11 protein-coding genes are annotated in these 13776 nt (G+C 67.6%); 9 read left to right on the plus strand and 2 right to left on the minus strand.

Annotated elements, in window-relative coordinates; all coding sequences use genetic code 11:
- Positions 1-289 precede the first annotated feature (289 nt).
- Positions 290-2806: an ABC transporter permease gene (locus tag AC3WUM_RS11090; protein ID WP_492410362.1), complete on the minus strand. Its 2517-nt coding sequence runs from the start codon at positions 2804-2806 to the stop codon at positions 290-292.
- Complete coding sequence (locus tag AC3WUM_RS11095) at positions 2803-3483, minus strand: ABC transporter ATP-binding protein (RefSeq protein ID WP_492410363.1); 681 nt, start codon at positions 3481-3483, stop codon at positions 2803-2805. The genes AC3WUM_RS11090 and AC3WUM_RS11095 overlap by 4 nt, the downstream gene beginning before the upstream one ends.
- A 100-nt stretch (positions 3484-3583) precedes the next feature.
- Here AC3WUM_RS11095 and AC3WUM_RS11100 point away from each other — a divergent pair, with 100 nt between their 5' ends.
- The 9 genes from AC3WUM_RS11100 to AC3WUM_RS11140 all read left to right on the plus strand — a co-directional run bounded on the left by AC3WUM_RS11100 (position 3584) and on the right by AC3WUM_RS11140 (position 13718).
- Entirely contained in the window at positions 3584-4171 is a 588-nt protein-coding gene (locus AC3WUM_RS11100) for an arylesterase (RefSeq protein ID WP_492410364.1), read from the plus strand.
- Between the two features lie 141 nt (positions 4172-4312).
- On the plus strand, positions 4313-5590 hold the full coding sequence (locus tag AC3WUM_RS11105; protein WP_492410365.1) for an NAD(P)/FAD-dependent oxidoreductase: 1278 nt from the start codon (positions 4313-4315) through the stop codon (positions 5588-5590).
- Entirely contained in the window at positions 5587-6378 is a 792-nt protein-coding gene (locus AC3WUM_RS11110) for a DUF1365 domain-containing protein (protein ID WP_492410366.1), read from the plus strand. The genes AC3WUM_RS11105 and AC3WUM_RS11110 overlap by 4 nt, the downstream gene beginning before the upstream one ends.
- Positions 6375-7607 carry a class I SAM-dependent methyltransferase gene (locus AC3WUM_RS11115; protein WP_492410367.1) on the plus strand — a complete coding sequence of 411 codons (1233 nt, stop codon included), beginning with the start codon at positions 6375-6377 and terminating at the stop codon, positions 7605-7607. Before AC3WUM_RS11110 ends, AC3WUM_RS11115 begins: the two co-directional genes overlap by 4 nt.
- Position 7608: 1 nt before the next feature.
- Positions 7609-8106, plus strand: coding sequence for a DUF2062 domain-containing protein (locus AC3WUM_RS11120; RefSeq protein WP_492410368.1), 498 nt, complete (start codon positions 7609-7611; stop codon positions 8104-8106).
- 60 nt (positions 8107-8166) lie between these two features.
- Positions 8167-8562, plus strand: coding sequence for a hotdog fold thioesterase (locus tag AC3WUM_RS11125; RefSeq protein ID WP_492410369.1), 396 nt, complete (start codon positions 8167-8169; stop codon positions 8560-8562).
- 251 nt (positions 8563-8813) lie between these two features.
- Positions 8814-11747 (plus strand): Ig-like domain-containing protein, encoded by a 2934-nt coding sequence (locus AC3WUM_RS11130; protein WP_492410370.1) that lies wholly within the window; start codon positions 8814-8816, stop codon positions 11745-11747.
- A 291-nt stretch (positions 11748-12038) separates the two neighbouring features.
- Positions 12039-13016 (plus strand): malate dehydrogenase, encoded by a 978-nt coding sequence (locus AC3WUM_RS11135; RefSeq protein ID WP_492410371.1) that lies wholly within the window; start codon positions 12039-12041, stop codon positions 13014-13016.
- A gap of 243 nt (positions 13017-13259) precedes the next feature.
- Entirely contained in the window at positions 13260-13718 is a 459-nt protein-coding gene (locus AC3WUM_RS11140; protein WP_492410372.1) for a hypothetical protein, read from the plus strand.
- Positions 13719-13776 lie beyond the last annotated feature (58 nt).

Below are 13776 nucleotides of genomic sequence, written 5' to 3' on the forward strand. Positions count from 1 at the left end.
GATCCGCCCTTTTTGCTGGGCGCAGGCCCCGCACCGACCCGCGTTTCGTTCATCGCCATCGCCATCGCGGTCGGCCGAGGTGGCGATGGCGGCGCGCGCACATTGCGCAGGCGTCGTCCGTATTTCACGGCCGGCCGCCCGCGCTCGCCGATGTTGGTAAGCCTTTTGCAGAACCTGTTACGGATCGTGGTCCGCGCCCCCTTCGGTTGCGGGCCGCTCATCTCCTAGGGGTGTTGTATTCAGGGCGGGTCCGAAAGACCCGCCCTTCTTTTATGGTGTGATCGCGTGCTCAGCCGCCGGCCGACAGCACCACGCGTGGCGGCGTGTCGAGCACCTTGCGCAGCGACCACCAGCCCAGCGCGACCACCAGCAGCGCGCCGCCGACGGCCCCGACGATCCACAGCAGCGGGCTCCAGGTGTACGGCAGCTCGAATATCTCGCGCGCGAGCACCCAGGCGATGATCTGCGCGGCGGCCGCCGCGACGAGTCCGGCGAGCAGGCCGAGCACGAGGTATTCGGTGACCAGGCCGATCGCGATCGTGCGCCGCGTTGCACCGAGCGTGCGCAGCAGCGCGGTTTCGCGCACCCGTTCGGCGCGCGTGTTCTCGATCGCGGCGAGCAGCACGCAGGCGCCGGCCGCGAGCGCGAACGCGAACAGGAACTGCACCGCCTGCACGACGCGATCGACGATGCCGCGCACCTGGTTCATCGTCGCCTCGATGTCGAAGGCGGTGACGTTCGGGAAGGTCTTGATCAGATCGCGCAGCAGACCGCGCTGGTCCGCGCCGACGTGCACCGCGGTCAGGTACTGCGCCATACCGGCGGCCGAATCGAGCGTGCCGGGCGGCGTCACGAGGAAGAAGTTCGGCTTGAAGCTCTCCCACTTCACCTCGCGCACGTTGAAGACTTCGAGCTCGATCTCGCGGTCCGCGATCGCGAGCGTGAGTTTGTCGCCGATCTTGGCGTGCAGGCGCTCGACCACGTAGTCGTCGACCGACAGCCAGGGCTTGCCGGCCGCGGAGGCATCCCACCACTGGCCTTCGACGAGGCGATTGTCGTCACCGAAGCGCTCGGTCCACGACAGGTTGAACTCGCGGTTGATCCAGCGCCGCGTTTCGGGATCGTCGAACGAGTCGGCCGTCACCGGCTTGCCGTTGAACGCGATCAGGCGCCCGCGCGCCATCGGCCAGAGGTCGATGTCCGGATAGCCGCGATCGGCGAAGAATCGCCTGAGCGGCTCGACCTGCTCGGGCTGGATGTTGATCAGGAACTGGTTCGGCGCATCGGCCGGCACGCGATTGCGCCAGGCGTCGAGCAGATCGCGCTGGACCACCGCGAGCAGTAGCAGCGACAGCAGCGCGGCCCCGAGCGCGACCACCTGGCCGACGCTCGCGCCGCGACGGCGCGCGACGTTGCCGAGGCCGAAGCGCAGCGCCGTGCGGCCGGCGCGCCGCAGGGGCGTGAGCGCCCAGACCAGGCCCCAGGCCAGAGCCCCGAGCACGAGCGCGGTGCCGACCGCTCCACCGAGCACCGAAACCGCCAGCCGGGTATCGCCGGCCTGCCACCAGAGCAGGCCGATCGCGCTCGCGAGTGCGAGCAGTCCGACGACGAGACTGCGGTCCTCGCCGAGATTGCGCTGGAACACGCGCACCGGCGGAACGCTGCGCGCGCGCAGCACGGGCGGCAGCGCGAAGCCCAGCAGCAGCACGAGTTCGAGCGCCCAGGCCGTCAGTAGCGGCGTGATCGCGGGCGCCGGCAGTGGCGCGTCGACGAAGGCCGCGAGCAGGCCGGCGAGCACGGCCTGGCCCGCGAAGCCGATCAGCGCGCCGGTCAGGCCCGCGATCGCCCCGAGCAGGAACAGCTGCGAGACCAGCACCGCGCCGACGTAGCGCGAACTCGCGCCGAGGCATTTGAGCAGCGCGACTTCATCGCGCTGGCGCTGGCCGTGCTGGCGCGCCGACAGCGCGACTGCCGCCGCCGACAGCAGGATCGCGGCGAGCACCGCGATGTCGAGGAACTGACCCGCCGCCCCGAGCGCGCGTCCGACTTCGGGCCGCGCCTGGTCCGGGCGCATGAAGCGTGCGCCCTGCGGCAGCTCGAGCTTCTCGGCCGCGTCGAGCTGCGCGGGTTCGCCCGCGAGCAGCACCGCGTTCTGCGTGCGGCTGCCGACGCCGACGAGCTGGGTCGCAGGCAGGGCCTGCGCGTTGATCAGCGCGCGCGGCGCCAGGTCGGTGAAGCCGGCCCCGCGATCGGGTTCGTACTCGATCACGCCGGTGACGCGGAAGGTCGATTCGCCGAGCTGCAGGCTCGCGCCGGGCTGCAATTGCAGCGTCTGCCAGGCGCGCGCATCGATCCAGACTTCATCGATGCCTGGCACCTCGCGCGTCTCGTGCGCGGGCGCGAACGGCTGCTCGGCGATGCGCAGGGCGCCGCGCAGCGGATAGCCCGGCTCGGCGGCTTTCACCGCGACCAGCAGCGTGTCCTCGCCGGACAGGATCACCGACTGCAGTTCGGTGACGCGCGCGGTGCGCAGGCCCAGTGTGCGCAACTCGTCGAGCCTGGCTTCGGGCAGGGCCGTGCGGCTGCTGATGATCGCATCGGCGCCGATCGCGTCACCGCTCTGCTGCGTGACCGCGCGGCGCACGCGATCGCTGAACAGTCCGACCGCCGAGGCCGAGGCCACCGAGACCACGAGCGCGAGCGTGAGGATCAGCAGCTCGCCGCTGCGCCAGCCGCGTCGCAGCCGTCGCGCCGAGAAGCGCAGCGCCTCGGCCCAGCCGGCGTTCGCGGAAGTCGAAGCGCTCATTCGACGAGTCGCCCGTGGCTCAAGGTGAGCTGGCGATCGCAGCGCGCCGCGAGCGCGCGGTCGTGCGTGACGAGCACGAGCGTGGTGCCCGACACGCGGTTGAGCTCGAACAGCTGCTGGACGATGCGCTCGCCGGTGTCGTGGTCGAGATTGCCGGTTGGTTCGTCCGCGAACAGGATGCGCGGCTCGCTGCAGTAGGCGCGCGCGATGGCGACGCGCTGCTGCTCGCCGCCCGACAGCTGATACGGATAGTGATTCAGGCGCGCCGACAAGCCGACGCGATCGAGCGCCGCCTTCGCGCGCTCGCCCGCATCGGCCAGGCCCGCGAGTTCGGCCGGCAGCATCACGTTCTCGATCGCGGTGAAGCCGCCGAGCAGCTGGAACGACTGGAACACGAAGCCGACGCGCCCGGCGCGCAGTGCGGCGCGCGCGTCTTCGTCGAGGCCCGACAGCGACTCGCCATCGAGCCGGATTTCGCCGTGCGTGGGCAGGTCGAGTCCGGCGAGCAGTGACAGCAAGGTGGTCTTGCCCGAGCCGCTGCTGCCGACGATGGCGACGCTCTGGCCTTCAGCGATGCGCAAGTCCACCGCCTCCAGTATCGTCAACTCGCTCTGCCCGCTGCGCACGCGCTTGCTCACCGCGACCGCTTCCACCACCGCCCGCCCGGACTCGTTCATGCCCGCCTGGTCTCGCGCCGTTTCCGCTCTAGGTTCCAGCTCCCGTTCGCTCATCCTGATCCTTGCCGTTGCTTGTGGTGCCGCGTTCGCTTCGCTGCCGATGCGGGCCGTCGCCGCCGAAAAGACGCCGACGGCTCAGCCGACCATCCTCGTGCTCGGCGACAGCCTGTCCGCCGGTTACGGGCTCGATGCTCAAGTGGGTTGGGTCAGCCTGCTGCAAAGCAAGCTCAAAGCCGAAGGGTTTCCGCACAAGGTCGCCAACGCGAGCGTTTCCGGAGACACCACTTCGGGCGGTCTGGCCCGACTGCCTGCGGCCTTGGACCGGAACCGGCCGCAGATCGTTCTGATCGAACTCGGCGGCAACGACGGCCTGCGCGGCCTGCCGCTCAAGGCCATGCGCGAGAACCTGACGGCGCTGGTCGACAAGGCGCGCGCGAGCGGGGCGCAGGTGCTGCTGTTCGAAATCATGATCCCGCCGAACTACGGCGCGGCCTACACCAAGGGCTTTGCGGACAGCTTCAAGCAGGTGGCCGAGGCCAAGCAGGTGCCGCTCGTGCCGTTCTTCCTGCTCTCGCTGGTCGGCAAGGACGGGGCCTTCCAGGACGACGGCATCCATCCGTCGGCCGCCTCGCAGCCGCTGATGCTCGAAGCGGTCTGGCCTCGCCTCGAGCCGCTGCTGAGGCCTTGAATCCCTGAAGTTTCATCGGCTTCCGGCGCGGCCTTGCATCCTGCTGCGGCTGCGCCGCGTAGACAGCAAGGCAGGCCGCGTCGCGGTCGGCCGTTGTGATTTGTGATTTCACAATGAAAATAATATCAAACACAAAGTCACATGAAGATTGCAGTCATCGGCAGCGGAATCTCCGGTCTCGGCGCGGCGCACTATCTGTCCCGGCGGCATCAAGTCTCGCTGTTCGAAGCCAGCACCCGCATCGGCGGGCACACCAACACCGTCGAGGTCGATGACGGCCGCGGCGGCAAGCTGGCCATCGACACCGGCTTCATCGTCTGCAACCCGGTCAACTATCCGAACTTCTATCCGTTTCTCGACGAGCTCGGAGTCGCCCGGCAGAACACCGACATGTCGCTCGGCGTCAGCGTCGACAACGGCCGCATCGAATGGGCTGGCGACGAAAACCTCGCGAAGATCTTCGCCCAGCCCTCGCTGATGTTCTCGCCCGAGCACATCCGCATGCTGCTCGCGGTGCTGCGCTTCAACAAAGAGGTCAAGCAGCTGATCACCGAAGATCGGCTGCCCGACATCACGCTCGGCGAGTTCCTCGATCGCGGCCATTACCCGATGAGCCTGCGCGTGCGCTACGTCGCCGCGATGGCCGGGCCGATCTGGAGCACCTCGACGCGCGGCGTGATGGCGTTCCCGTTTCCGTTCTTCGCGCGCTTTTTCGATAGCCATGGCCTGCTCAACGTCTACGAACGCCCGCAATGGCAGACCATTACGGGCGGCTCGCGTGTCTACGTCGACAAACTGCTCGCGGGTTTTCGCGGGCAGCTGCGGGCGAACACGCCGGTGCGGGCACTGCAGCGCGACTTGAACGGCGTGAGCGTCTTCACCGACGAAGGCGAGACACGCTTCGATGCGGTGGTCTGCGCGACGCACGGCGACCAGGCGCTGCGCATGCTGCGCGATGCCGACGACGACGAATGCGATGTCCTGCGCTGCATCCGCTACGCCGGCAACCGCGCCTGGCTGCACACCGATGCCTCGCTGATGCCGCGCCGTCGCCGGGCCTGGTCGGCCTGGAACGCCTTGCTCGCGCGCGATACGCTCAGCGACGAGCCCATCGGCGTGAGCTACTGGATGAACCGGTTGCAGAACCTGCCGGGCCGCACGCCCTACATCGTCTCGCTGAATCCGCCGCATGAGCCGCGCGCGGCCACCGTGCTGTACCACACGCGCTACGAACATCCGCTCTACGACACGCAGACCGTCGCCGCGCAGCGGCGTCTGCCGGCGATCCAGGGCCGCCGCCGCATCTGGTGGGCGGGCGCCTGGACGCGCTACGGCTTCCACGAAGATGGGTTCACGTCGGGCTTGCGCGCCGTGGCCGGCATCGATCGCGACTGCCTGCCGGGCTGGGCCCGTCTGTGAGTTCACCGGCGCGAGGCGAAGCGGCGGGCTGGCTGTACGCCGCGCAGGTCATGCACCGGCGCCGCATCGCTCCGTTCTATCGCTTCACCTATCGGCTCTTTTATCTGCTCGTCGACGTCGATCGCATCGACGAGCTCGCCGCGGGACTGCGCGGCTTTTCGCGCAACCGATTCAACCTGCTCGCGCTGCACGACGCTGACTACGGTGATCGCAAGCGCGAGGTGTCTTTGCGCGGCTGGGCCGAGTGCCATCTCGCGCAGGCCGGGATCGAGCTGCAAGGCGGACGCATTCGCCTGCTGACCTTGCCGCGCCTGCTCGGCTTCGCGTTCAATCCGATCAATCTCTGGTATTGCGAGCACGCGAACGGCGAGCTGCGCGCGGTGATCGCCGAGGTCAACAACACCTTCGGCGAGACGCATGCCTACCTGCTGCCGGTTGCATCCGCGGCCGACGCGGCCGCGTATTCGTTGCGGCAGGGCAAGGACAAGTGCTTCCACGTGTCGCCGTTCTTCGATCTGGTCGGGCGCTATCAGTTCGAGCTCGACGAACCGGCCGAGCGCTTGCGCGTGGTGATCCACGAATCGCGCGAGGGCCAGCCGATTCTCGATGCGACGTTGTCGGGTTCGTGCATCGCGCTGAGCGATCGCAATTTGCTGCTGCAAGTGCTGCGCATGCCGTGGATGACGCTCAAGGTCGTTGTGGGCATCCACTGGCAGGCGCTCAAGATCTGGCTACGCGGCGGCCGCTATCACCGCAAGCCGCCGCCCCCTTCCGCGGAGATGACGTGAACGAAAACGAAGCGACCGACGAGCTGAGCCTCGACCTGCCCAAGAAAGCACGTCCGCTCGCGCCGAGCCTGCGCGTGCTGCTGTACATGCTGCGCGGCCTGCGCATCGGCAGCCTCGACGTGCGCCTGCCGAACGGCGAGCAGCGTTCGTTTCGCGGCAGTGAACCGGGCCCGCACGGGCAGCTCGTCATTCACGATGCGGCGCTCGTCAGGTACGTGCTGCAAGGCGGCGAAGTCGGCTTCGGCGATGCGTACTTGGCCGGTTGCTGGGATTCGCCCGATCTGACGCGCCTGCTGATGGTGCTGTATCGCAACGAGCCGTATTACAAGGGCCCTTTCGAGTTCAACGCGCTCGGCCGCCTGTATGGCTGGCTTCAGCACCAGCGGCGCGCGAACACCAAGCGCGGCTCCAAGGCCAACATCGAATATCACTACGATCTCGGCAACGCCTTCTACGAGCTCTGGCTCGACGAGACGATGGCGTATTCGAGCGCGGTGTTCGAGTCGCCCGCGCAAAGCCTGCGCGATGCGTCGCTCAACAAGTTCCGCCTGATGGCCGAGCGACTGCAGCTGGCGCGCGGGCATCGTGTGCTCGAAATCGGGTCGGGCTGGGGCGGCTTCGCGATCTACGCGGCGCAGCATTACGGTTGCACGGTGCATTCGATCACGCTGTCGAACGGGCAGCTCGCCGAGGCGCAGCGACGCGCGCGGGCGGCCGGCATGGCCGATCGCGTGCGCTTCGAGATTCGCGACTATCGCGATGTGCGCGAGCAATACGACCGCGTGGTCTCGATCGAAATGTACGAGGCGGTCGGCGAGCGCTACTGGCCGGGCTATTTCAAGGCGATCGAGCAGGCGCTCGAGCCGGGCGGTCGCGCGGCGATCCAGGGCATCACGATCGATGAATCCATCTTCGATCGGTACCGCAGCAAGCGCGACTTCATCCAGAAGTACATCTTCCCGGGCGGCATGCTGTGCACGCCGACGCTGTTCCAGCAGCTCGCGAGCCAGGCCGGCCTGGTGCCCGGAAACGCGAGCTTCCACGCGCTCGATTACGCCGAGACGCTCGCTCACTGGCATCGCAACGTGCTCGCGGTGCGCGATTCCGTGGTGCAGCAGTTCGACGAGCGCTTCCTGCGCATGTGGCGCTATTACCTCGCGTACTGCGAATGCGGCTTCCGCACCGGCAGCTGCGACCTCATGCAGATCGATCTCGTGAAGCCGAACTGACGTGCAGGCCGGGGCCGAGCCCGAAGTTCCGCGCACGAGCCTGTGGCGACGCGCCCAGGCGCTCGTGAGCGCGCAGCTGCGGCAGGGCGCGACGCCGCACAAGCTCGCGCTGTCGGTGGCGATCGCCTCGGCGCTGGCCCTGTTTCCGGTGCTCGGCACGACGACCGTTCTGTGCCTCGCCACCGGAACCGCGTTCCGGCTCAATCACCCGCTCATGCAGTTCGTGAACTACCTGCTCTCGGGCCTGCAGCTGCTCGTGCTGGTTCCGCTGCTCAAGGCCGGCGAGTGGCTCGGCGCTCCACATCTGAGCCTGTCGCTACCCGAACTGCAGGCGCGCTTCAGCGAGGCGCCGTGGGCGAGCCTGCGCGAATTCGGCGTGATCGCGCTCGGCGGCATCGGCGCCTGGGCGGTGGCGGCCCCGGCCTGGGCGCTGATCGTCTACGCACTGCTGCGGCCGCTATTCGAGCGCGTGGCGAATCGGCGCGCCGAGGACGGCTGAGGCTACGCGCATCGGCGAAGGCTTAAGCTTGGGCGATTCCTTCCTCTCCACGGAGTGCCCATGCCCACCTATCCCGTCGCCGCCCAGGACACCTTGCTCGCCGCCCTCGGCATCGAGCTGACCGAAACGACCCAGCAGCGCGTCGTCGGCCGCATGCCGGTCGACCGGCGCACGCACCAGCCGTTCGGACTGCTGCACGGCGGCGCCTCGGTGGCCCTGGCCGAGACGCTGGCCTCGCTCGCCGGCCAGCTCAACGTCGGCGAGGGCGAGATGGTGGTCGGGCTCGAAATCAACGCCAACCACCTGCGCGGCGTGCGCTCGGGGCACGTAATCGGAGTCGCCACGCCGGTGCACGTCGGCCGCCGCACCCAGGTCTGGGCCATCGACATCCGCGACGAGGCCGGCAAGCCGGTCTGCATCTCGCGCTGCACTTTGGCGGTGGTTCCGGTCGGTTGAGGGCAAATAAACCGCAGGCTACCCCTCCGTGACAGCAATTTCCTACAGAGAAGGATGATGACTGGAGGATAAGATGCTGGCAGGCAATGACTAAGTAGTTTCTATCTATTGCTTTCGAGCATCAGGGATCGATCGCACGGTCGATCACGGTTGTTTTTTTGGGGACGGACTCGCTGTGTCGGCCCGAAATCGGGTCGTGCGGGGGTAGGCCGAGAAACTTGGGGAATTCGATGAAGGGAATAAAAGGGTGGATGGGCGCTTGTCTGGCGTTCGTATTGACGGCTTGCGGTGACGGCAGCATCCAAAGCCCGGCTTTCACGCCCGCGCTGCAGTCGCTGCAGGTCACGCCGGCGAGCTTCTCGATCGGCACCGGCGAGCAGCAGCAGATGACGGCGATAGGTACCTTCACCACACCGCCCGGCAGCAGCAGCCCGACGTCCGTCGAGGACGTGACCAAGAGGGTCACCTGGGCCAGCAGCGCACCCAACGTCGCGACCGTCGACGGCGAAGGTCTGGTCATGGGTGCCGGCACCGGCACCACCACGATCAGCGCCAGCTTCGAAGGCAAGACCGCCACTTCCACGGTGACCGGCCTCGGCGTCGTGCTGCGCCAGGTCGTCATCACGCCGCAGACCGGCGTGACGGTACCGAACGGCAGCGTGAGCTACGAAGCGCGAGGCGTCTTCAGCGACAGCCCGACGCCGCGCGACCTGCCCTCCGACCGTCCGGTGAGCTGGACCATCGACGGGCTCGGCACGCTCAACAATTCGACCGGCACGCCGGTCACGGTCAAGGCCGGCACGGAAGAAGGCATCGCCACGCTCACCGCGACGGTCAACATCGGAACCGACGCGAGCCCGCAGAACGTCAGCGGCACCGCCAAGTTCATCGTCGGCCAGGTTTCCGCGCTGAAGGTCGATCCGGCCACCCTCAGCCGCCCGGTCGGCGTCGGCGCCTCGTTCACCGCCATCGCCTCGTTCAGGACGCCCAGCGGCGGCACCGCGATCCCGGACCAGGAAGTTCCCGCCGTCTGGACCGCGACGCTGGTCGAGGGCACCACCGCTCCGACCGTCGACAGCAGCTGCGGCACCGGCATCGCCAGCTGCACCGTTACCGGCAAGTCGGTCGGCAAGGTCAAGGTCACCGCCTCGTATCTGACGTTCAGCGCCGAAGCCAACCTCGACGTCACCGAGGCGATCCTCAGCAGCGTCGCGGTCAAGTCGCTCGATCCGGGTGTGCCGATCAGCGCCGCGCGCCTCGCCAGGATTCCGCTGGGCGCCAGTCCGAGCTTCGCCGTCGACTACACCTACACCGACGGCATCACCGGCGGCGCGCGCAGCGACGCCGACAAGGTCAGCTGGTCGATCCCGTCGTCCAGCACCATCATCTCGCTGACGGTGGACGCCGACACCAACCAGGCCCGGCTGGTTTCCAGCGCCAAGGGCACTTCGTCGCTGACCGCCACCACCGGCAATGTCTGCGCCGATCCGGAAGATCCGGCCGTGCGCAGGCCTTGCACCGACACCGTCAGCATCGAGGTGACGGATGCCGCCGTGCAGTCGCTGCTGGGGCTGCGCCCGAGCAAGGCCTATGTGGCCCTGCATCGCCAGAAGCAGTTCATCCCGGTCGGCAAGTTCAGCGACGGCAGCGAAGCGGATCTGCCGGTCACCAGCGTGACCTGGAGTTCCGATGACGAGACCATTGCCTCGGTGGTGAAGACCGGGGCCAATGCCGGCACCGCCACCGCGGTGCAGGAGCCGGTCGCGGGCTCGCCGCTGCCGACCACCAAGATCAAGGCCAGTCTCAACGGCTCGACCGCCGAAGCCGATTTCGTCGTCACCAACGCCGGCTGCTCGATCCCGGTCCGCGAGGCCGATGGAGCGAGCATCGCGGAGACCGAGCCGCTCGGCGTCTGCCTGCTTTGCGGCGTCAACAACGGCCCCAACGTCATCAACGACAGCGATGCGGATTTCGGCCAGATCAACGTCGGCGTCGGCCTGCTGAACACCTACCGCGGCTTCGACGTCAAGCTGGGTAGCCAAGGTGGTGTCGCCGGTTCCAAGCCGGGCTTCATCATCAGCGCTCCGGAAGGACCTCTGGTGCTCGCCAACGTCCTTGCGCAGCTCGAAGTCAGCACGCTGGGCGACGGCAACGTGAAGGAGAGCAGCGCCGAAGGCATCGGCCTGCGCGTCGACCTGCTCGGCTTCACGCTGATCGGCGGCAAGCGGTACGACCAGGCCCTGGTGGCGATGAATACTTCCGAGGATTTCGACGGTGTTCGCCTCCGCCTGCGTTCCGGCACCGCGACCGCGCTGCAGACCATCAACGTGTTCGACGCCTGCGCGGACAGCGAACCGTCCGGTTCGGATCTCGTCGGCATCGACCGCATCGTCACCGAGCCGGAGTTGCCGGGTAACAAGCTGCAGGTCGGCAGCCCGGTCACCTTCATCGCCCAGGATCTCACCAACCAGGCGATCTACGCCGACGCGGTCACCTGGACCAGCAGCAATCACGGCGTGATGGCCGATCCGGTCGTCGGTGGCAGCGGCGGCGCCTCCGCCACGGCCCTGGCCGCCGGCACCACCGTCATCACCGCCACGCTGAAGGACCAGTCGAAGTGCCTGAGCAACTGCTCGGCCAGCTACACGCTGACCGTCGTGCAGAACTACTGCTCGGTGCCGTTGACGCCGGAGAATGCGAAGGTCGATACGGCCACGTTCGGACTGTGCCTGCTCTGCAGCGTCACCGACAAGAACAACGTCATCGACAGCTCGCCGGGTGCTTCGCCGGCCAAGATGAACGTCTATCTGGGCTTGCTGGGGGGCACTTCGCTCAGCGTCGGTTCGAAGGACGGTTCGGCGTACACGCCGGGTCAGCCCGTCGGTTTCCTGATCGGTGATCCGACCACGGCGCTGAGTGTCGATCTGCTGTCGCTGTACGAGCTCCGCACGCTGCGCAACGGCGCGGTCCAGGAAAGCTGGACTCAGGCCGGCCTGCTCGATCTCGAACTGCTGGGCCTGGACGTCGACCTGACGCCGGATACCAAGCTGTTCCGCAGCGCGCAGCCGACCACCAAGCCGTTCGATACGGTGGAACTGCGCGTGAGTTCGCTGGCCGGCGTCACCTACTCGGTGCCGGTCTACTCGGCCTGCCCGGCGACGAACCCGGAAGCCACGCTGCCGTAAGCGGGTGTTGCGGTAACGAGAAGGGCGGCCTCCGGGCCGCCTTTTTCGTATGCGCCGGGCCGCGTGCGCCGCTGGAGGTGAAAGTCCTCTGCTCGCGGCGAGGGGGAAGAGCGACCCGATGTTCGGTTCCGCGGGCCAAAGCAGGTAGAATTCCGCGCCCGAGGACGACGGCTGGACGAGATTGCAGCCCCTTGGGCCACCTGATCCCAGGTTGACGGCTCCGAGCAGTGGAGCCTGTAGCTGCTTGTTCTCCCGCCCGCTCTTTTGATTACGAAGGAAGGTTTTTCTCTCATGAAGAAGCCCGTCAAGGTCGCCATCACCGGCGCCGCCGGCCAGATCGCCTACTCCCTCATCTTTCGCGTCGCGTCCGGCTCCATGCTCGGTCCCGACCAGCCGGTGATCCTGCAGCTGCTCGACATTCCGGATTCGCTCGAGAAGCTCAAGGGCACCGTCATGGAGATCGACGACTGCGCCTTCCCGCTCGTCTCTGGCGTGGTCGCCACCGCCGATCCGAACGAAGCCTTCGACGGCACCGATTACGCCCTGCTCGTCGGCGCGCGTCCGCGCGGCCCCGGCATGGAGCGCAAGGATCTGCTCTCGGCCAACGGCGCGATCTTCGTCCCGCAGGGCAAGGCGCTGTCGGACAACGCCAGCCGCGACGTCAAGGTCCTCGTGGTCGGCAACCCGGCCAACACCAACGCGCTTATCGCCGCGAGCGCCGCCAAGAAGCTCGACCCGAAGCAGTTCACCGCCATGGTCCGCCTCGACCACAACCGCGCCATCAGCCAGCTGGCCACCAAGACCGGCACGAGCGGCAACGACATCGACAAGGTCATCATCTGGGGCAACCACTCGGCCACCCAGTATCCGGACATCAGCCACACCACCATCGGCGGCAAGCCGGCCAAGAGCCTGGTGTCGCAGGAATGGGTCGAGAAGGAATTCATTCCGGTCGTGCAGCAGCGCGGCGCCGCCATCATCAAGGCGCGCGGCCTGTCGTCGGCTGCCTCGGCTGCCTCGGCCGCTGTCGACCACATGCGCGACTGGGCGCTCGGCACCGACGGCAAGTGGGTGTCGATGGGCATTCCGTCCGACGGCAGCTACGGCATCGCCCCGGGCGTGGTCTACGGCTATCCGGTCACCTGCAAGAACGGCCAGTACGAAATCGTGCAGGGCCTGTCGATCGACGAGTTCAGCCGTGCCCGCATGACCGTCACCGAAACCGAGCTGCGTGAAGAGCGCGCCGCGATCGAAGACCTGCTCAAGTAAGCCATCCCGCTGGCTGCCGCGACCTCGCCGGTCGCGGGCTGCAAACGAAAAAGCCCCGCCGGATCGTTCCGGCGGGGCTTTTTCGTTTGCAGCGCCCGGCCGGGCGCGGGGCGGCCATCGGCGCTTAGACAAACCATACCGATGCCCGGGATTCGCCTGCTTCATGAAGTTTTGTCTACAGGCGGCCACGCGCCGATCCGAGCACCATGGGCACACCCCGAACCTGACCCGCGAATCACGCCGATGCAAGTCCAGACTCTTCGCCGCGCCGCCCTGATCGTCCTGAGCCTGGCCGGCTATACCGTCGGCTCCGAGGCCTGGGCCTACGAGTACCACGCGGACGAGAAGGGCAAGGTGGCCAGCGGTACCCGCCAGTTCCAGCCCTGGGACAATGAAGGCCACTTGCCGGAAGGCGATTCCAGACTCGCCGAGCTGCGCGGCATCAACGCCCAGATCGCCGAGCGCGGCGCCCGCCTCGAAGCGACCGCGTTCAACCTCAAGATGATGGACGCGCAGACGCACGACAAAGCCCGCCTTGCGAGCCTGCAGGCCGACTACCAGTCGCAGCTCGAGAGCTACCAGCGCTGGCGCGAATCGGCCGAACGCCGCCGCCAGGCCATCCTCGGCCAGGCCGATCCGCAGGGCACGCTGGTGCCAGCCTCGCTGAAGACGACCAACGCGAACTACGCCAGCGCTCAATGAAGCACGAGTAAAGAGCGGCGCATGGATAATGGCCGACCTTTCCTCGCCGCGAGCGCCC

This window comes from Hydrocarboniphaga sp. FW305-C-57 (genome assembly GCF_058783045.1).

Bases quoted from the DNA above. Each gene is read 5' to 3' on its own strand.
- AC3WUM_RS11090 (WP_492410362.1), bottom strand. From the start codon at position 2,806: ATGAGCGCTTCGACTTCCGCGAACGCCGGCTGGGCCGAGGCGCTGCGC.
- AC3WUM_RS11095 (WP_492410363.1), bottom strand. From the start codon at position 3,483: ATGAACGAGTCCGGGCGGGCGGTGGTGGAAGCGGTCGCGGTGAGCAAG.
- AC3WUM_RS11100 (WP_492410364.1), top strand. From the start codon at position 3,584: ATGCGGGCCGTCGCCGCCGAAAAGACGCCGACGGCTCAGCCGACCATC.
- AC3WUM_RS11105 (WP_492410365.1), top strand. From the start codon at position 4,313: ATGAAGATTGCAGTCATCGGCAGCGGAATCTCCGGTCTCGGCGCGGCG.
- AC3WUM_RS11125 (WP_492410369.1), top strand. From the start codon at position 8,167: ATGCCCACCTATCCCGTCGCCGCCCAGGACACCTTGCTCGCCGCCCTC.
- AC3WUM_RS11130 (WP_492410370.1), top strand. From the start codon at position 8,814: ATGGGCGCTTGTCTGGCGTTCGTATTGACGGCTTGCGGTGACGGCAGC.
- AC3WUM_RS11135 (WP_492410371.1), top strand. From the start codon at position 12,039: ATGAAGAAGCCCGTCAAGGTCGCCATCACCGGCGCCGCCGGCCAGATC.
- AC3WUM_RS11140 (WP_492410372.1), top strand. From the start codon at position 13,260: ATGCAAGTCCAGACTCTTCGCCGCGCCGCCCTGATCGTCCTGAGCCTG.